Annotated in this window: 20 protein-coding genes; 13 read left to right on the forward strand and 7 right to left on the reverse strand. The window is 27.6% G+C overall.

What is annotated here, in order from left to right; genetic code table 11:
- Positions 1-11 precede the first annotated feature (11 nt).
- From secF to yajC, 3 genes are read right to left on the reverse strand one after another with little or no spacing between them, the layout of a single operon-like run.
- Positions 12-986: a protein translocase subunit SecF gene (gene secF, locus CMOL_RS04005; protein WP_239819818.1), complete on the reverse strand. Its 975-nt coding sequence runs from the start codon at positions 984-986 to the stop codon at positions 12-14.
- Positions 987-2,567: a protein translocase subunit SecD gene (gene secD / locus CMOL_RS04010; RefSeq protein WP_200280418.1), complete on the reverse strand. Its 1,581-nt coding sequence runs from the start codon at positions 2,565-2,567 to the stop codon at positions 987-989.
- Positions 2,560-2,832 (reverse strand): preprotein translocase subunit YajC, encoded by a 273-nt coding sequence (yajC, locus tag CMOL_RS04015; RefSeq protein ID WP_137623435.1) that lies wholly within the window; start codon positions 2,830-2,832, stop codon positions 2,560-2,562. Before yajC ends, secD begins: the two co-directional genes overlap by 8 nt.
- Between yajC and CMOL_RS04020 the strand changes: the two genes are divergently transcribed.
- On the forward strand, positions 2,805-4,124 hold the full coding sequence (locus CMOL_RS04020; RefSeq protein WP_239819819.1) for an apolipoprotein N-acyltransferase: 1,320 nt from the start codon (positions 2,805-2,807) through the stop codon (positions 4,122-4,124). The genes yajC and CMOL_RS04020 overlap by 28 nt on opposite strands.
- Here the strand turns inward: CMOL_RS04020 and CMOL_RS07815 are convergent.
- The 3 genes from CMOL_RS07815 to metK all read right to left on the reverse strand — a co-directional run bounded on the left by CMOL_RS07815 (position 4,121) and on the right by metK (position 7,233).
- Entirely contained in the window at positions 4,121-4,267 is a 147-nt protein-coding gene (locus CMOL_RS07815; RefSeq protein WP_275583319.1) for a DUF2972 domain-containing protein, read from the reverse strand. The genes CMOL_RS04020 and CMOL_RS07815 overlap by 4 nt on opposite strands.
- Positions 4,268-4,311: 44 nt before the next feature.
- Positions 4,312-5,934, reverse strand: a complete 1,623-nt coding sequence (locus CMOL_RS07820; RefSeq protein WP_275583320.1) for a DUF2972 domain-containing protein — start codon at positions 5,932-5,934, stop codon at positions 4,312-4,314.
- 99 nt (positions 5,935-6,033) lie between these two features.
- The gene (metK, locus tag CMOL_RS04030; RefSeq protein WP_239819820.1) at positions 6,034-7,233 is read right to left on the reverse strand and encodes a methionine adenosyltransferase; all 1,200 of its coding nucleotides are present in this window, start codon (positions 7,231-7,233) and stop codon (positions 6,034-6,036) included.
- Positions 7,234-7,404: 171 nt separating this feature from the next.
- On the opposite strand from metK, the gene CMOL_RS04035 reads away from it, so the two are divergent.
- Genes CMOL_RS04035 through aat form a run of 12 tightly spaced genes read left to right on the forward strand, consistent with a single transcriptional unit; the run spans position 7,405 to position 18,384 of the window.
- Positions 7,405-8,286 (forward strand): aspartate carbamoyltransferase catalytic subunit, encoded by an 882-nt coding sequence (locus CMOL_RS04035; RefSeq protein WP_239819821.1) that lies wholly within the window; start codon positions 7,405-7,407, stop codon positions 8,284-8,286.
- A 9-nt stretch (positions 8,287-8,295) separates the two neighbouring features.
- Complete coding sequence (locus CMOL_RS04040; RefSeq protein ID WP_239819822.1) at positions 8,296-10,008, forward strand: M3 family oligoendopeptidase; 1,713 nt, start codon at positions 8,296-8,298, stop codon at positions 10,006-10,008.
- Complete coding sequence (locus CMOL_RS04045; RefSeq protein ID WP_200280407.1) at positions 10,008-10,445, forward strand: hypothetical protein; 438 nt, start codon at positions 10,008-10,010, stop codon at positions 10,443-10,445. The genes CMOL_RS04040 and CMOL_RS04045 overlap by 1 nt, the downstream gene beginning before the upstream one ends.
- Positions 10,442-12,484, forward strand: coding sequence for an ATP-dependent helicase (locus CMOL_RS04050; RefSeq protein ID WP_239819823.1), 2,043 nt, complete (start codon positions 10,442-10,444; stop codon positions 12,482-12,484). Before CMOL_RS04045 ends, CMOL_RS04050 begins: the two co-directional genes overlap by 4 nt.
- Complete coding sequence (truB, locus tag CMOL_RS04055) at positions 12,481-13,299, forward strand: tRNA pseudouridine(55) synthase TruB (RefSeq protein WP_239819824.1); 819 nt, start codon at positions 12,481-12,483, stop codon at positions 13,297-13,299. The genes CMOL_RS04050 and truB overlap by 4 nt, the downstream gene beginning before the upstream one ends.
- Entirely contained in the window at positions 13,293-13,520 is a 228-nt protein-coding gene (gene csrA, locus CMOL_RS04060) for a carbon storage regulator CsrA (protein WP_200280398.1), read from the forward strand. The genes truB and csrA overlap by 7 nt, the downstream gene beginning before the upstream one ends.
- Positions 13,517-14,281 carry a 4-(cytidine 5'-diphospho)-2-C-methyl-D-erythritol kinase gene (locus CMOL_RS04065; RefSeq protein WP_239819825.1) on the forward strand — a complete coding sequence of 255 codons (765 nt, stop codon included), beginning with the start codon at positions 13,517-13,519 and terminating at the stop codon, positions 14,279-14,281. Before csrA ends, CMOL_RS04065 begins: the two co-directional genes overlap by 4 nt.
- The gene (gene smpB, locus CMOL_RS04070; protein WP_239819826.1) at positions 14,278-14,742 is read left to right on the forward strand and encodes an SsrA-binding protein SmpB; all 465 of its coding nucleotides are present in this window, start codon (positions 14,278-14,280) and stop codon (positions 14,740-14,742) included. The genes CMOL_RS04065 and smpB overlap by 4 nt, the downstream gene beginning before the upstream one ends.
- Before the next feature lies 1 nt (position 14,743).
- Positions 14,744-15,346, forward strand: a complete 603-nt coding sequence (locus CMOL_RS04075) for a thioredoxin domain-containing protein (RefSeq protein ID WP_239819827.1) — start codon at positions 14,744-14,746, stop codon at positions 15,344-15,346.
- Entirely contained in the window at positions 15,346-15,636 is a 291-nt protein-coding gene (locus tag CMOL_RS04080) for an ATP-dependent Clp protease adaptor ClpS (protein ID WP_239819828.1), read from the forward strand. The genes CMOL_RS04075 and CMOL_RS04080 overlap by 1 nt, the downstream gene beginning before the upstream one ends.
- The gene (locus CMOL_RS04085) at positions 15,633-17,753 is read left to right on the forward strand and encodes an AAA family ATPase (protein ID WP_239819829.1); all 2,121 of its coding nucleotides are present in this window, start codon (positions 15,633-15,635) and stop codon (positions 17,751-17,753) included. Before CMOL_RS04080 ends, CMOL_RS04085 begins: the two co-directional genes overlap by 4 nt.
- Positions 17,728-18,384 (forward strand): leucyl/phenylalanyl-tRNA--protein transferase, encoded by a 657-nt coding sequence (gene aat, locus CMOL_RS04090; protein WP_239819830.1) that lies wholly within the window; start codon positions 17,728-17,730, stop codon positions 18,382-18,384. Before CMOL_RS04085 ends, aat begins: the two co-directional genes overlap by 26 nt.
- On the opposite strand, the gene CMOL_RS04095 is transcribed toward aat, so the two are convergent.
- A complete protein-coding gene (locus tag CMOL_RS04095) occupies positions 18,379-19,005 on the reverse strand; it encodes a MarC family protein (RefSeq protein ID WP_200280606.1) in 627 nt (208 codons plus the stop codon). The genes aat and CMOL_RS04095 overlap by 6 nt on opposite strands.
- Between the last annotated feature and the right edge of the window lie 4 nt (positions 19,006-19,009).

Below are 19,009 nucleotides of genomic sequence, written 5' to 3' on the forward strand. Positions count from 1 at the left end.
TTATTCTCTCCTTAAACTATTCCTTTTTCATACATTGAACGATTACGCTCTTTTTCTTGTTTTCTTTTGAGTTTTTCAAGCTCTTTATTTCTAAAATCAAGCACATTAAATTTAAACCAAAGTAAGGTTGGGCTTGCTACGAAAATAGAACTTAAAGTTCCTGCTATAATGCCTACTATAAGAGCCAAGGAAAATCCTTGTATCATTTCTCCACCAAAAAAATATAAAATAACTACCGTAGCTAAGGTAAGGCCTGATGTTAATATAGTTCTTGATAAAGTTGCTGATACGCTTTCATTAATGATAGGCGAAAGCTCTGTTCTTTTACTTGTCTTAATTCCCTCTCTTATTCTATCAAAAATAATAATTGTATCATTTAAAGAATATCCAAGAACCGTTAAAACTGCAGCCAAAGTATCCAAATTAACATCGATTTTAAAAAGAGAAATTGCACCCAAAGTGATAATAACATCGTGTATTTCACTAATAATTGCAGCCATAGCAAATCGCCATTCAAAGCGAACCGCTAAATAAATCAAGATAGCAATTAAAGAGATAATAACAGCTGTAATTCCTTTATTTCTAAGCTCATCTCCAACCTTTGGACCTACGACATCAGCTCTACGCACCTCAAATTTTCCAGTATCTTTTAAAATTTCACTAACATAAGCACCAATATCATTACTTAAATTATCATTACTTCCTAAAAAACGTATTGTTACTTCATCTTTATTTCCAAATTCTGTTACAGATAAACTTTGAAAACCACCCTTTTTTTCCAAAAGCTCACGAATCTGAGGTATAGGAGCAACTTCATTATCATATTTAAGCTGGATTAAAGTTCCTCCGCTAAAGTCAATACCATATTGCAATCCCCTATCCCAAAGCAAGTAAATTGATCCAAAAAATAGAATAAAAGAAAGAGAAATTGCAGAAAATCGCATTCTCATAAAATCATAAATTTTTTTCTTGCTAAAAAACTGCATTTATCTTCTCCTGTATCCAAACCAAAATTTTGTATCATTGCTTTTTTCAATGCGATGCATAAACAAATCAAACATTCCATGAGTCCCTAAAATAGCAGTAATCATAGAAACAACTATACCTATACCTAAAGTTACAGCAAAACCTTTAACCGATCCTGTTCCATAAATATAAAGCACAACCGAGGTGACTAAAGAAGTAATATTTGAATCCACAATCGCACTCATAGCATTTTTATAACCTTGCTCTATACTTGTTTTTATTTTTACTCCATCTCTTAAAAGCTCTCGAATACGCTCATTAATAATAACATTGGCATCTACAGCCATACCTACAGTTAGAACAAGTCCGGCCATACCTGGTAAGGTTAAAGTGGCTCCAAACATTGCCATAATAGCAACAACAACTAAAATATTTACTATCATGGCAATATTAGCAAAAAGTCCAGCTATACGATAATAAATCATCATAAAAACTACAATAAAAATAGAAGCACCTATCAAAGCTATCATGCTCATTTTTATACTATCTGCACCCAAAGAAGGACCTATACTTCTTTGCTCCAAAAGCTTAACGGGTGCTAATAAAGCTCCACTTCTTAAAGCTACGGCTACATCACGTGCCTCCTCTTGAGTAAAAGCACCGCTAATTTGTCCACTTCCACCACCTATTCTTTCATTAATAGATGGAGCAGAATAAACTTTATTATCAAGTACAATAGCTAAGCGTTTACCGATGTTAGCTCCTGTATAATCAGCAAATTTTTTAGCACCTTCAGAATTTAAAGTAAAATTAATCACTGGATAATTACTTTTATCACTAAAACCAACTCTAGCATCTGTTAGCATTGATCCATCCAAAATAGGAATACTTTTTAATGGATATTTTAAATTTGGATTTCTAGAATCTGGCACTAAAATAAGTCCATAACTAGCTGCTTCTGCATCACTCATAGTTGCAGCTTCTCCCATTTTAGAATCATCCACTTCCATAAGTTGCAAATGTGCTGCTTTGGTAATACGCTCTTTAGCTCTTAGCTCATCTTCCTTGGTTTTAATTCCAGCAAGCTCAACTAAAATCTTATCTTCACCTTGTCTAGCAACTGTAGGCTCAGCAAGTCCAAATTGATCCAAACGATTTCTAATAGTTTCAACAGCTTGTAAAAGTGCAAAATTTTCAATATTTTTAACTTCTTCAGGAGTGAAAGAAATTTGATAATGCATATTTTCATTTTGAATTTTTAAGCCCTTGATTTCTTTGAGCAATTCATTCACTTTAGATATATCCGCATTATCAAGCAAGGTAAAATCTAATTTATCTCCATGAGTACTTAATCCATCATTTAAAATATTCTCTTTATTAAAAGAATAATTTAAAGAAGAGGCGATAGATTTGATTTTAGATTTTACTGCTTCTTCATTATCCACCCCTAAAAGCATATAAAGTCCGCCTTGTAAATCAAGACCTAGATTGATTTTAGCACCTTTTTGAGATTGCAAGAAAGAAGGAAGTGAAAAAATCACTCCAAAAATAAAAACCACTATAAAAATAATTAGTCTATAGCTTAATTTAGAATTACGCATCAATTTTCTTTGCTACAAATTCTCGCGAAATTTTCGCAGTAACATTGTCTTCATTAAGCTTAACTTTGATAAAATCCTCTTCTGGTTTTACAACTTCACAAATAAGTCCACCAGTGGTAATAATTTTATCGCCTTTTTGCAAAGAATTAAGCATATCTTTATGTGTTTTTGCTTGTTTTTGTTGCGGTCTTATTACCAAAAAATAAAAAATAGCAAATAAAACAACAAGAGGTAACAATGAAGTTAAAATTGATTTTTCTTCCATATTTTTCCTTTATTCCAAAAAAATTAAATACTAATTCTACCATTTTTAAAATAATAAAAGTCTTTTTTGTTGCAATTTTACTTTCAAATCCAATTTATTTATCCTTTTTTGAAAATATTTTTACTCAAACTATTAGTCCATTTTTGGCAATTTGGGGCTTAATATTACTTTTAAAACATAAAAAAGCCAAAGAATACTTTTGGATTGGTTTTTTCACAGGAATACTTTGGTTTTGGTGGATAGGGCTTTCATCTATTTATTTTAATCTTAGCTATTTGATGCCAATTATCATCTTTTTTGTAGGATTATTTTATGGCTTACTTTTTAGAATTTGTTATTGGTTTAAATTTGATTTTTTAAGACTTTGTGGAATTTTTTGCCTTAGCTTTATCCATCCTTTTGGGTTTGATTGGCTAAATTGGGGAATATTTACTGTTTATGGTTTTTTTGATACAAATTATAGAGGTATTATTTGTATTTTTTTAATTGCTTATTTTATCTATGAAGGTTATATTTCAAGATATTATAAAATAGCCATAGTTTTGATTTTATTTTTTATAGGACTACAATACGATGAAAAACAGGCTCAAAAACTAGACATATCTTACAAGCTAATCAATACAAATATATCTCAAGATCAAAAATTCTTATCAAAAAATATAGAATCTAATGTGGATTTTCTTTTAAAAGAAATCATTAAAGCGATTAAGGAAAATAAAAAATTAGTTATTTTACCTGAAACAGCTTTTCCTTTTGATTTAAAAAACACTTCTTATGAAAATTTACTCAAAAATTTATCTTATCAAATTACGATCATAACTGGAGCTTTTAACAAAGAAGATGATCATATTTACAATAGCACCTATATTTTTAAAGAAGGAAATGTTTATATACTTAATAAACACTATTTAGTTCCTTTTGGAGAAGAAATTCCAATATTTAAAAATCTGGTTCAAAAATACTTTTTACCGAATACTCAAGAATTTTCCAAAGGTCCTATTCAAAGCAAGTATAAGCTTGATCATAAAATTATTACCAATGCAATTTGTTATGAAGTCACTAAAGAAAAAAACTATCAAAATTCTCAAATTATTATCGCTATAAGCAATAATGCTTGGTTTAATTACTCAAGCGAATACAAACTTCAACAATTATTGATTAAATTTTATGCAAGTAAATATGGAGTAAGTGTTTATCATGCCGTTAATGGCAAAGAAAATGCAATAATAACTCCTAAAAAAATGTTAAGCAAGAGTTGGATGGAATTATTCAAAAAAATATACAAATCTTAACCATCCAACTCTTCACACATTTTTTCAAATTCTTGGTAGTATTTCCAAGAAGCTACTATATCGGGACGGTGTTGTTTGATATGAACATAATCTTTATCGAATTTATTTTTAAAAGCAAAAGCTATATCTCTATTTTGCTTCATAAAAGATAATATATCTCTTTCTGTTTTTAATTTTTTTCTTTCATTTATATAAAAATCTTCCAATTTAATAAAAAAAATTTAAAATATTGGCATATTTTATCCCATTCTATTAAATTATCTTTTAACTTCAAAAAGTCTGTATTTTTTAAATATACGCTAATTTTTTTATCATAAAACATTTTTATATCTGTAAAATATTTTATACAATTTACAAAATCGTCATTTTTATCATTTTCTTTTTCTAAATAAAAAAATATTCGATTTTGATCTTTCGTTAAATAAAATTTTTTTGGAAAAAAATAATAATCTGAATAATCATTACCAGAATTTGTAAAATTTAAAATAGCATATAAATCTTGTGGCTCCTGAAAATTAAATATTTTTGACATTTTTTTTAAAGTAAAAAATGCATTTTCGGTTTTAATATCATCCATAGAAATATAAAATATATTGGTTAAATTTTTAATTTGAATTCTATCATTTAAAATATTATAATTATCATACTCTTGAGAAAAATCTTTTAAACATCTTTCCAAATCAATGTTTCCTTTTTGATCAACATGCCAATAAGAAACCTTAACATTAAACAATTCATCAAAATTTTCAAAAATTTTTATATCATTTTTTATTTGTTTTGGATCAAAAATTCCAAAATGATTGATTATATGTTTTAAAGTTGATATAGGATCTCTAACTACACAAATAGCTGGTACTTCTTTTTGCAATAAAGAATAAAATTTAAAAATTTCTTTTTTCATGCCATAATCTCTGCCAGCTAATATGATAATATTATAAGAATCACTTAAAAGTATTTTATATGAATCTATATATTGATAAATAGGATCTCCATAGTGTCTATTCATATTTATATTGCATAATTTTAAATAATAAGTCATAGCTGAAGTTCCAGCTCCATGAATTAGTAAAAACACAAACTTATAATTATCCGGTAAAGGTAAATTCATTTCCCATGCAAGTTCAGCAGGTATGCTTTTATAGTTTATTTCTTCTTTTTCATCATTAAGTTTTTTAGGATCAAGTAAAGATGGGTAAGGATGGTTTTCTTTTTTATATTTTTCATTAAAATCATTAGATAATAACCATTCTTCTATAAGGTTAAAATTCTTTGTAACATAATCAAAGTTATGAAAGATATTATCTATAATAGGAGTATAATCTTTATGAATATTTAATAGGTTTTTTATTTTAGGAAATTCTTTTAAGAATAATTGTTTGTTATTTGCTATAGCTTTAATAATATTAGAATTAATTTGATCAAATTCTTTAAAAATATCTTGAAATAATTTAAATTCTTTTTTAGCTTTTTTAATATATTTATTTAAATTAAAATAACCACCTATAAATTTATCTTGATCTGCTTTTATTAATACTTCGCCTAGCATGTAAGATAAATGAAAATAGCATTTTAAAGCTTCATTATAGTCAGGACATTGTTTTAATTCAGGATATTTAAGAGTAGGAAAGACTTTGATGGTTTCTTGATAGATTTGTTTTTCTTTTTTGTGTTGTTTTTTAATGTTATAAAGTTTTTTAAATAAGCTTAAATACCCCCCCCCGCCATTTTTATCATATTCAATCATAGTTTGACCTAATTTATAAGCTAAATGATTTTTAATTCTTTCTACAGCTGAGTTGGGGTTATGCATGGTGAGAGTCCTTAATATGATAAATTTATTTATAAGGGAGGTATTGTATAAGAATTTGGTTTAAAAATAGGTAAGGGTAAAAGCCCTTTTTAAGGACTTTTATTTTTTTAGGCTTTTAAATTGCTCTAATGCATCTAGCTTTTCCCAAGGATAATCTTTCTGACCAACTTGTCCTCTAGCTGCAACATCAGCATATAAAAAAGTTTCTTTACTTGGCTTATCAAGTCCAAATTTATCACGTATCCAATTAGGTGTTAAAGAGAAATTTTCCATTACAAAATCACTCAAAACCTCATCACTCACACTAGTATTGGTTCCCATGCAATCCACGCTTACGGAAGTTGGTCTTGCAACACCTATGGCATAACTTAATTGAACAATACATTTTTTCGCAAGTTTAGCTGCTACAATATTTTTAGCAAGCCACCTTCCTGCATAAAGTCCGCTACGATCAACCTTAGTATAATCTTTGCTTGATTGCGCACCTCCACCGATTGGAGAATATCCGCCAAAACTATCCACAATAAGCTTTCTTCCAGTTAAACCACTATCATGTAATGAAGAGTGATTAACATATTTTCCAGTAGGATTGATTAGAATTCTAGTTTTTTCTGGATTAAAAAGTTCTTTTGGTAAATTCGTATCTAAAATAAGTTTCATTACTAAAGATCTTAAATCTTCAATCTTCATGCTTTCCACGCAAGGAGCTGAAACAACTATAGTATGAATGCTTTGTGGCATACAATTTTCAAAATTCTCTTTTGTACCATAATCAATGGTCACTTGAGTTTTAATATCTACTCCAAGTTCATGTGGATGAGCTTTTGCATAAGCATAAACCTTATCACAAAGCATTCTTGCATAAGAAATAGCTGCAGGCATATATTCATCAGCTTCACAACTTGCAAAACCAAACATTATACCTTGATCTCCAGCTCCCGTTTCTCCATCTTCTTGATCAACACCTTGATTGATATCAGGACTTTGTTCATTTAAAAATACCATAACATCAATTTCATCAGGATGCAAGCATTGTTCTTTGCTAAAATGCCCTGCTCCATCATAACCAATATTTCTTAAAACATCTCTAACTAAATTATCGTAATCAGATTTATTGAGTTTGTGATTTGATTTTACTTCTCCTCCAATCACAATCTTATTTCCTGCGACAAAAACCTCACTCGCCACCCTTGAATTTTTGTCATTTTTCAAGAGTATATCCACTATTGTATCAGCGATTATATCAGCGCATTTATCAGGATGACCAGCGCTTACGACTTCTGAAGTGAATAGATACATAAAAAATCCTTTTAGTTTTAAAATAAAAACCTAATTATTATAACTAAAAATAAATTTACACTGCATTAATCAATATAATAAAAATTTATAAATATTAAGAAAAATTTCGATAAAATTAAAAATATTTTATTAGCTTTAAAAATTTTTGTTTTAATTTTTGGCGAGGCAATCATGAAACATCTTATTACAACAAGAGATTTTAGCAATAATGAGATTATAAAGCTTTTTAAGGAAGCTAAAGAGTTTTTAGATGAAAAACCTAGAGATTTTCTTAAAGAAAAAAGCATTACGACTATTTTTTTTGAAAACTCAACTCGAACTCTTTCATCTTTTGAGAGCGCAGCTCGAAGACTAGGAGCAAGAGTTTTACGCTTAGACGTTTCAAGATCAAGCTCGAGCAAAGGTGAAACGCTTTATGATACTGCTGCAAATTTAGATGCAATGCATCCTCATGCTATCATTATAAGACATGCGAATTCTGGGGCGCCCTATATCTTATCTTCATGTGTTCATTGCCCAGTTATCAATGGTGGAGATGGAAAGCATGCACATCCTACACAAGCCTTGCTTGATTTATTTACCATTTATGAACATTTTCAAGGAGACATTGAAAATAAAAAAATTCTAATAGTTGGAGATATAAAAAATTCTCGCGTTGCTTCTTCTAATATTGAACTTCTAAGTCGTTTTGGTGTAAAAATTACTTTAGTTGCTCCACCCCATTTTATGCCCAATTCATCCTTGCCTAAATCTTATCATTTAAATGAAGGATTAATTGAAGAGGCCGATATTATAATGAGTTTAAGAACTCAAGTTGAAAGACATGAAAAGATAGTTTATGCATCACTAAAAGATTATGCTAATGATTTTTGTATTAATTCCAAACTTATAAAAAATAAGAAACTTATTTTACTTCATCCTGGCCCTGTTAATAGAAATATTGATATCAGCGATGAAGTTATGAGGGATCAAAAAACTTTAATTTTAAAACAAGTAAAAAATGGTGTTGCGATTAGAATGGCTGTTTTAAAAAAATTAATTTTAGAAAACTAAGGAAAAAAGATGACTCAATGGGATCTTAGCATACTTTTTCAAAATGACAAAGAATTAGAAAATTACACATCTTGTTGTATTAATGAAACAGAGTTGTTTAAAAAAAAATATGAAAATAAACTAGAATCTCTTACTCCAGCACAATTTTTAAACACTCTTAAAGAATATGAAAATTTAAATTTAAAACTTAATAAAATAATGACTTATGCTTATTTATGCTTTGCAAAAGATACTTCCAAAGGCTCTTTTTATGCTCAATATGAACAAGAATGTCAAAAAGCTGAAGAAAATTTATTATTTTTTGAACTTGAATTTTGCATGATAAATGAAAATAAAGCTAAAGAATTTATAACATTTTGCGAGGATTATCATTTTTATCTTACAAATTTAATCAAAAATAAAAGATATAATTTAAGCCAAAAAGAAGAACGTGTAATGCTTTATATGTCTAATACCGGAGCAAATGCTTTTAGCCGTCTTTTTGATGAGAGTATGAGTTCTTTAAAAATATCTTTTGAAGATCAAAAATTAAGCGAAGAAGAAATTTTAAGCAAATTATATGATCATGATAGAAAAATTAGAAAAAAGGCAGCAAAAAAATTTACCAAAGCTTTAAATAAAAATATAAATTTACTTACCTTTATTCTTAATATGATAAAAACAGAACTTAAAAATATTTGCATTTTACGTGGCTATGAAGACGCAGAAACTCCAAGACATTTAAAAAATCAAATTTCTAAAAAAAGCGTTGATTCTCTTATAAAAATAACTCAAAAAAATTTCTTACTTGTAGAGCGTTTTTATAAAAAGAAAAAACAAATTTTAGGATTTGATACATTAAAAGACTATGATCGTTATGCTCCAATTGGAAAAGAAGTGAATTTTAGTTTTGAAGAAAGCAAAAAAATTGTCCTAGAGGCTTTTTATGATTTTTCACCTATTTTTGGAGATATTGCAAAAGAAGCCTTTGAACAAGGATGGATCGATGTTTACCCTAAAGATAGAAAACAAGGAGGAGCTTTCTCTCATTCTGCTACACCAGATTCTCATCCTTTTATTTTGCTTAATTACACTAATAAAAGAAGAGACCTTTTTACTCTAGCACATGAGCTAGGACACACTATCCATCAAAAATTATCTTATAATGTATCTTTTTTAAATCAAGATACACCGCTAACAACAGCTGAAACAGCTTCAGTTTTTGCAGAAATGCTAGTTTTTGATTATATTAAAAATAAATTAAAAAAAGAAGAGCTCATTGCTCTTTATGCTGCAAAAATTGAAGATATTTTTGCCACACTTTATAGACAAATTAATTTTACTTGTTTTGAAAGACGTATTCATAGCTATAAACATGAATTAAATAGTGAAGAAATTTCTAAAATTTGGATGGAAGAATCTCAAAAAATGTTTAAAGAAAGTGTAGATTTAACAAAAAATTATGCACTTTGGTGGAGCTATATCCCACATTTTATCCATACCCCATTTTACTGCTATGCTTATGCCTATGCACAACTTTTAGTGCTAGCATTTTATGGACTTTACAAAAGAAAGGAAAAGAAAAATTTTAAAGAACTTTATATAAAAATGCTTTCTTTAGGAGGAAGTGTTAGTCCAAAAGAACTTGTTTCAATGTTTGGCCTTGATATAGAAAATGAAAATTTTTGGGAAATTGGCATCATGGAAATCAAACAAATTATTGATGAATTTATGGAGTTATAATGCTAGAATCAATTTTAAAAAATGAAAATTTTATCAATTTAATGCAAGAAAATTGTTTTCATGTCATACAAAATTTAATTCAAAACAATATAGAATTCTCAATAGTTGCCAATACCCAATTTATAGACTTTAATCCTATTTTGCCACCAGAATTAGATGTTAAAAAAAATCCTTATGCACTTTTTGTTTTAGGTGGTTATACTTTTAGCTCTATAGAATTAGAAAAAGAATATATACAATTTCACGCCGGTTTTGGCCCAGATGATTTTGATAGCTTTGTTAAAGTTGATCTTGGAGCTATCACTCAAATTCAAGTAGAAAATAGCGTTATCTTTGTTAATTTTAGTTTTTATAAGCGCAAAAATAAACAGAATTTACAAAATTCTAAAAATATTTTTTTACAAAACCCAAACAATTTAAATCTTTTAAAAAAATGAATTTATTTAAAGGTTTAAATCCTAGTCAAATAGAAGCAGCTTCTCATATTGATGGTGCTATGCTTATTTTAGCAGGTGCTGGTAGTGGCAAAACAAAAACTATCACAACTCGCCTAGCCCATCTTATCAAAGAAGTTGGAATTCCAGCTTCAAATACTTTAACTCTAACCTTTACCAATAAAGCAGCAAGCGTAATGAGAACAAGAGCCTTAGCTCTGATCAATAGTTATTCTAATCCACTTTTGTGCACTTTTCATAAATTTGGGTTAATGTTTTTAAGAATGCATATTGAAAAACTTAATCGAAAAAATGATTTTATTGTCATAGATAGCGACGATGCAAAAAAAATCTTAAAAGAAATAGCTGATGATTCCAAAGAAAATATCTCTACTATTTTACATTTTATCTCTACTTGTAAAAATATTGCCAAAAACTCTAATGAAATTTTAAAAGATTTAGAAACTATAGAAAATTCAGATAAAACTTATGCAAAATATTATCAAAAATATCAAGATTATCTTTTGAAGTATAATTTTGTTGATTTTGACGACTTGTTGCTTTTACCTTATCAAATTTTAGAGAATGATCTAGAATTTGCCAAAACTCAAAGTAATATTTATCAATATATAACCGTTGATGAATATCAAGATACTAATACTTTGCAGTATAAAATTTTAAAAAAACTTTGCACCTCTCATGAAAATATCTGCGTTGTAGGAGATGATGATCAAAGTATTTATGGCTGGAGAGGTGCTAAAATAGAAAATATTTTAAATTTTCAAAACCAATTTGATAATGTTAAGCTTGTAAAATTAGAACAAAATTATCGTTCTGTAGGATCAATTTTAAATGCTGCAAATATTTTAATTGAGCATAATAAAAAAAGACTAGGTAAAACTTTAGTTTGCACTAAAGATCATGGAGAAGAAATAAACATTTTCTATAGCGATGATGAAAAAAAAGAAAGTGATATTATCTGTAAAAAAATCAAAGAACTACTTAACAATAATACCCCCTCAAATGAAATCGCTGTATTATTTCGAGTCAATGCACTCTCTAGAGCCATCGAAGAAGCTTTTATGCGTGAAAAAATTGCCTATAAACTACTTAGCGGCATGCGTTTTTATGAAAGATTGGAAATTAAAGATTTAATTGCCTATCTTCGTTTTCTTGCTAATACCGAAGATGATTTTTCATTAAAACGCATTATTAATCGCCCAAAAAGAGGTATCGGAGAAAGCAGTATAAAAAAATTTGAAGAATATGCTAAAAAAGAAAAAATTTCTCTTTTTGAAGCATTATGTAATCCTAATCTTATCAGTTCAAAAAAAACAAATCGTGAGATACAAAAATTTATTAATATTATCCATGAATTATTAGAATGTCAAAATTTAAAACAACTTATTGAGCAATTTGAAGAAAAAATTAAATTAAAAGATTTTTACAAAGAACAAATTGATGCAGAAGATAGAGTTGCTAATATCAGCGAATTTTATGCCAATCTTAATGATAAAATTAAACAAGATGAAAATCTCAAATTAAATGATTTTTTAAATGAAATTTCGCTTTTAAGTGATCAAGATGGCCTAGATAGTGATTGCATTTATATCATGAGCGTTCATGCAAGTAAGGGCTTAGAATTTGATCACGTCTTTATTATAGGTCTTGAAGAAGGATTTTTTCCAGTAGATAATTCAGATATAGAAGAAGAAAGACGCCTTGCTTATGTTGCAATAACAAGAGCAAAAAAACAACTTCATTTAAGTGTCTCTAGCTCAAGATTTTATCGTGGATCAAGAACCAAACTTTTTCCTAGTAGATTTTTGGAAGAAAGTAGACTTAGCAAAAGCAAATCTTCTTATTTTACCTCTCAAAAAAACACATCAAATTATAAAAAAGGTGATTTGGTAAAACATAAAATTTTTGGAATAGGAAGAATTACAAGTGTTATTAAAAATGGTAAAGAAGAAAGATTAAAAATCAATTTTGGTGGTATAGAGCGTACAATTTTATCAAGTTTTGTAGAAGGTGTAATATGAATAGAATTTTCGCTGCATTTAAACCTGCAGAAATAAGTTCCAATCATTTTTTAAACCAATTAAAGAAAAAATATAATAATAAAAAAGCAGGCTATTCTGGAACTTTAGATCCTTTTGCTAAAGGTATTTTAATTGTTGCTTTTGGACAATACACTAAACTTTTTCAATTTTTAAAAAAAACTCCAAAAATTTATCGAGCAACCATATGGCTTGGTGTAAAATCTTTAAGTCTTGATAATAAAAACATACAAGAGATAAAAACTTTAAAACCTTTTAATTTCTCAACTCTTGAAAGAATCAGCAAAGAACTTTTGGGTTTAATTGATTATTTTCCTCCTCAATTTAGCGCTAAAAAAATCGAAGGAAAAAGAGCCTATGAATTCGCAAAAAAAGGAGAAATTGTCAAATTAAAGTCTTGCACAATGGAAATTTTTTCTTGTAAAATTTTACATTATAATCATCCTTTTTTAAATATCGAAATTAGTGTTAGCGAAGGATCTTATATAAGATCTTATTGTGAAATTTTTGCTCAAAAATTAGGCATTAATGCTACCTTAAGTTCATTAGAACGCATAAAAGAAGGAAAATTTGTTTATAATAATGAAAAAGAAATTAATGTGTTAGAATATCTTGATTTAAAACCTAATTTTATTTGGGATTTAAATAAGCTTGAAAATGGGACTAAGTTAAATTTAAACGATCTTAAATATCAAGATAGTGGAAGTTACTATATAGAAAATGAAAAATATTTTAGCATTATTAATATTAATGAAAATAAGGTAAAATATCTTTTAAATAAGGTTGAAAAATGTTAATATTATCAAGAAAAGAAAATGAAAGTATTATTATTGGTGATGGCATAGAAATCAAGATAGTGCAAACCGGAAAAGGCTATGCAAAAATAGGTATTGATGCTCCAAAATCGTTAATGATTTTAAGAAAAGAATTAATGACTCAAATTAAAGATGAAAATTTACATTCTGTGGTTCAAAATGATATCAGCCTAGATGATCTTAGTAAAAAATTAATTAAATGAAAGCATACGCCAAAGCAAATATTTTTTTAAAAATCGTAGGATTGGATACCCGAGGATATCATCTTTTAATTTCTCGTTTTATTTTACTTAAAGATCTTTACGATGAGCTTTATTTAAGTAATGAGAAGACCCAAGAAGGCTTTGAAATCATAAGTGATTTTTATTGCGAAAATAATATTATCAAAAAAGCTTATCATTTACTATGCAACTATGGTTACAAAAAAGAACTTGAAGAATTATTTAAAAATAAAAGTCTAAAACTTATAAAAAATATACCAACAGGTGCTGGACTTGGCGGTGGAAGTAGTAATTGTGCTAGTTTTTTAATTTTAATCAATGAAACTTTAAATTTAAAATTATCTACACAAGAACTAATTAATTTAAGTATAAAACTAGGAAGCGATATTGCCTTTTTTTTAAGCGGATTTCATTCTGCAAATGTTAAGGGATGTGGAGAAATCATTGATGCTTTTGAGGATGAAATTCCACATATTAATTGGACTTTTCCTCAAATTTTTTGCGACACAAACGAAGTTTATAAGGAATTTGATAAAAAAAAATACGATTTTGAACTTAATCTTAAACAAGCCAAAATATATGAAAATTTAAGTACTAAAGAAATTCTTCAAATCTATAAAAACTTCGAGCTTAATGATTTATTTACTCCTTGTGTATCTTTATATCCTAAAATGCTAAATTATTTAGAAAATCAATATTTTTTAAGTGGAAGCGGAAGTAGTGTTTTTAAGGTTTGCAAGTGAAAATTATTGCTAGAAATAAAAAAGCTTTGTTTAATTATAACATTATAGAACGTTTTGAAGCTGGTATTGTTCTTAAGGGTAGCGAAGTAGTAGCCTTACGTGCTGGAAGAGCTAATTTGAAAGATTCTTTTGTTCGCATTATTAAAGGGGAGCTTTTTCTTTTAAATGCTCATATTGCATTATTAAACACTACTCATGCTTTTTACAAACATGAAGAAAGAGGTGCCAGAAAGCTATTGATGCATAAAAAGCAAATTGATAAACTTTTTGGTCGAGTTAGTATTGAAGGTTATACACTTGTCATATTAGATCTTTATTTTAATAATAAAAATAAAATCAAAGCAACTTTAGCTTTAGTTAAAGGCAAAAATTTACATGACAAGCGCGAAACCCTAAAAAAGAAACAAGCTGATTTAGATGCTAAAATGGCTTTAAAAAATATCAATAAAGGGATAGTATAAAATGAAAAAAATTTTAACTCTAATTTGCGCGAGTATTATTTTTTTTCTTAATGCTTGCTCTCACGAAGAAAATATAAAAAATGATTATATGTTTGAAGAATATAAAAAAGGAGATAAAATTGTCCTAAAAAATATCAATGGAGGTACTAAAACTCTTATTCGAACAGACAAAGGATTTGTTGTTAAAGGAGAAGAAAATAAGGTTTTAATGATTGATTTTTTCGGCACTTTTTGCACCCCTTGCAAAGAAGAAGCTTTAAATCTTAGTAATCTTTGGAGAAATAATTCAGATAAACTCATTATTATCGGTCTAACACACTTTGAAGATGTTAGTGATGATGTTGTAAAAAAATTTGCTAATGATTATGGAGCTTATTATTTTTTAAGTAATAGTTCTCAAAATGATCGCATTATTGCTCAAATTTTAAAAGATATTAATTATCAAAGCATGGAACAATTACCTTTTAAAGTTGTTATAAAAAATGGAATTTATCAAAATCTTAGTGATTACTGGAACAACAATGCTCCTGTAAATTTTTATCTTGGAAAGATTCCGACCCAATTAATCCAAGATGATCTAAATAGAATTTATAAAGAAAAATAATGCCAAAAGTTAAAACTTTAGAACAGAGCAAACTCCAAGAACCTAAAATGTTTAAGGTTATATTGTTAAATGACAATATAACTACTATGGATTTTGTTATAGAAATTTTAATGAATATTTTTCATCATAATTTTGAAAATGCAAGTAAAATTATGCTAGAAGTTCATCTAAATGGTAGTGGAATATGTGGTATTTATACACAAGAAATAGCACTTTCGAAACAAAAAAAAGTTTTTGAGGCTGCCCAAATGGCAAATTTTCCTTTAAAAGTAAAAGTAGAAGAAGAATGAAATATCAAGAAAATTTACAAAAATATCTCGATCACGCTAGACATTTAAGTTTTATCAATAGACACGAATTTACAACTTGTGAACATTTACTTTTTGCCTTAGTCAAATTAAGTACAGATTTTAAAACAATTTTTAAAGAATGTACAGATAAAGATTTAGAAATTTTTGAAGAAGAACTAAAAAACTATATAGCAAAAAATAATGAAGTATTAAATCAAGAAGTCACACCTAATAATTCCATTATTTTAGATGAAATTTTAGCAGATAATTTTGCCGAAATGAAAATCATTGACTTTTTAGAAAAAATTTTACAAGATGAAAGAACAATATCGAATTATTTATTAAAAAAATACGATATTAGTCTAGAAAAAATACAAGAATTAAGACAATACACTCAAATAGAAATTTTAAATTCTTATACAAATAATCTAACACTTTTAGCAAAACAAGGAAAAATAGATCCTCTGATAGGTAGAAAATTTGAACTTGAAAGAATATTGCAAATTTTATCTCGTCGTAAAAAAAATAATCCTATTTTAGTTGGCGAAGCTGGAGTTGGTAAAACAGCTATTATTGAAGGACTTGCTCTTGCTATTATAGAAAAAAAAGTTCCTAAAAAATTACAAAATGCTCAAATTTTCAGCTTAGATATGACCGGATTACTTTCTGGAACAAAATATCGTGGAGATTTTGAAAAACGCATTAAAGAAATTCTAAATGAACTCGATAAAATACCTAATGCAATCTTGTTTATTGATGAAATTCACACTATAGTCGGAACTGGAGCAACAGGAGAATCGCATGCTGATTTTTCAAATCTTTTAAAACCATCACTCAGCAATGGTAGTCTAAAATGTATAGGAGCCACTACCTATATGGAATATAAAAACACTTTTGACAAAAACAAGCCTTTAAGTCGTCGTTTTGCCAAAATCAATGTAGATGAACCAAATCAAGAAGAAGCTTTTCAAATTTTACAAGGACTAAAAACAAAATATGAAAAATTTCATCAAATAAAATTAAATGATGAAATTCTTAGACAAGCGGTTATATGGGGTAAGAAATTTTTCAATGACAAATATTTACCAGATAGCGCTATAGATCTTATTGATGAACTTGGAGCATCTTTTGCCTTAAATCCTAGAAATAAAAAAAATATTACTCTTAAAGATTTAGAACTAGTATTAGCTAAAATGACTCGACATCACAAAATGTTTGAATTTGATCATAATAAAGCTTTAGCTAATTTAAAAACAAATTTAAAAACAAAAATTTTTGGACAAGATGAGATTATTGATCAATTAGTATCCACATTAAAACAAAGTTTTGCTGGATTTAAAAACTCTAATTCTCCAAGAGGAATTTTTTTATTTACCGGATCTAGCGGAGTTGGAAAAACAGAACTTTGCAAAACTTTAGCAGAATTTTTAGGACTTAATTTAGAACGTTTTGATATGAGTGAATACGCAGAAAAACACTCTCTTAGCAAACTTATAGGCTCTCCTGCTGGCTATATTGGCTATGAAGATGGAGGACTTTTAAGCAATGCGATACGAAAAAATCCTTTTAGCTTAGTACTTTTCGATGAAATAGAAAAAGCCCATCCTGATTTAAGTAATACTTTTTTGCAAATATTTGATAATGCTGAACTTACAGACAATAGTGGACTCAAAATAGATTTTAAAAATACTATTATTATAATGACATCTAATTTAGGTCTAAAAGAAAGTAATGAATTGGGATTTTTAAGCAAAAATGAATCAAAAAGTGATCGTGCTATAAAAGACTTTTTTGCTCCTGAATTTATTAATAGAATTGATAAAATATTACATTTTAATGATTTAAATGATGAGATATTGTCAAAAATTGTACAAAAAGAATTAGATGAAATTTCTACAAATTTAAAAAATATTAAAATTATCGCTGATGAAAAAACCAAAATCCATTTAGCTAAAAAAGCTTACAATAAAGAATTTGGTGTAAGATTGCTTAAGCGTATTATCTGCGAAGAAATTGGAGAAAAAATTAGCGATGAAATTCTTTTTGGAAAACTCAAACAAGGTGGGGTAGTTAAGATTAAACTTAAGAAAAATGGACAACTTGAATTTATATTCTGAATTATTAAAAGCCCCTAAGGATGCACCTGTATTTTTAAGTGCAAGATTAGAGGCAGATTTTATTTTAAAAGCTTATCGCTTTGGACTTTTTCCATGGACTAGTAATCCGGTTACTTGGTGGTGTCCTGATCCCAGATGCATACTAGAACCCAAAGCTATTCATATACAAAAAAATATGAAAAAATTTTTAAATCTTTATGAAGTAAGACTTGATCATAATTTTTTAAAACTAATCACTTCTTGTAAAAATGCACGATCTCAAAGTTGGATTAATGATGATTTTATCCAAGCATATAATACTCTTTTTCAGTTAGGATACGTTCATTCTTTAGAATTATATGATCATGATGAATTTGTAGGAGGTATTTACGGGCTAATTATAGGAAAAATTTTTTTTGGAGAAAGTATGGTTAGTTTAAAAAAAAATGTTTCAAAAATAGCAATGATAAAGCTTTGCAATCTTTTATCACCTTACAATTTTATAATAGATTGTCAAATTTATAACAAACATCTAGATTTTATGGGAGCAAAAAATATTCCTAGGAAGGAATTTCTAAAGATTATAGAAGAAAAATGTTGCCAAGAAAGTGGCTTTAAAAATTTTAAAGATTTAAAAAATCAAAATTTATAAATGAAAAATATCCTTTAGTCCAATTACAATCATTTTAAATCCCATAGCAGCAATAAATACTTGAGCAATTCGAGAAAAAATATGTAAAATAAGTTTTCCAACTATCTTTTCTATAGTCGCTGCAAAATGAAACAAAACAAACATAAAAATAAAAGCTATAACAATACCTCCAAGAGCTATGTCAATACCACAATCTCCAGAAATTACTACAACACTCGCTAAAGCTCCTGGACCAACAAGCATAGGAAAAGCCATAGGAATTAAACTTTGACGTAAGATTTCTCTATCATCCATTTCTTGATAAAAACTAAAATCTTTCATAATCATTTTTGCAGAAAAAAGTAAATTTTTAATCGACATAATAATTAAAACCAAACCTCCAGAAACTCTTAATTCGTCCAATGAAATACGAAAAATATATTTCATAAATAAAGGGCCTAAAAATAAAAATACAAGCATAATAACAAATGCTGTATAAAGTATATATCTAAATAATTTTTTTCTAAGGTTTAAAGGTAAACCATCGCTCATAGATAAAAATTGAGTTAAATTGCCAAAGGGATTTAAAATAGCAAGTAAAGTTATACTAGAAAAAAATATTAAATAAATTTCAGAACTCAAATTT

Origin of the sequence: Campylobacter sp. RM10537 (assembly GCF_022369435.1) — a bacterium.
GTDB lineage: Bacteria > Campylobacterota > Campylobacteria > Campylobacterales > Campylobacteraceae > Campylobacter_D > Campylobacter_D molothri.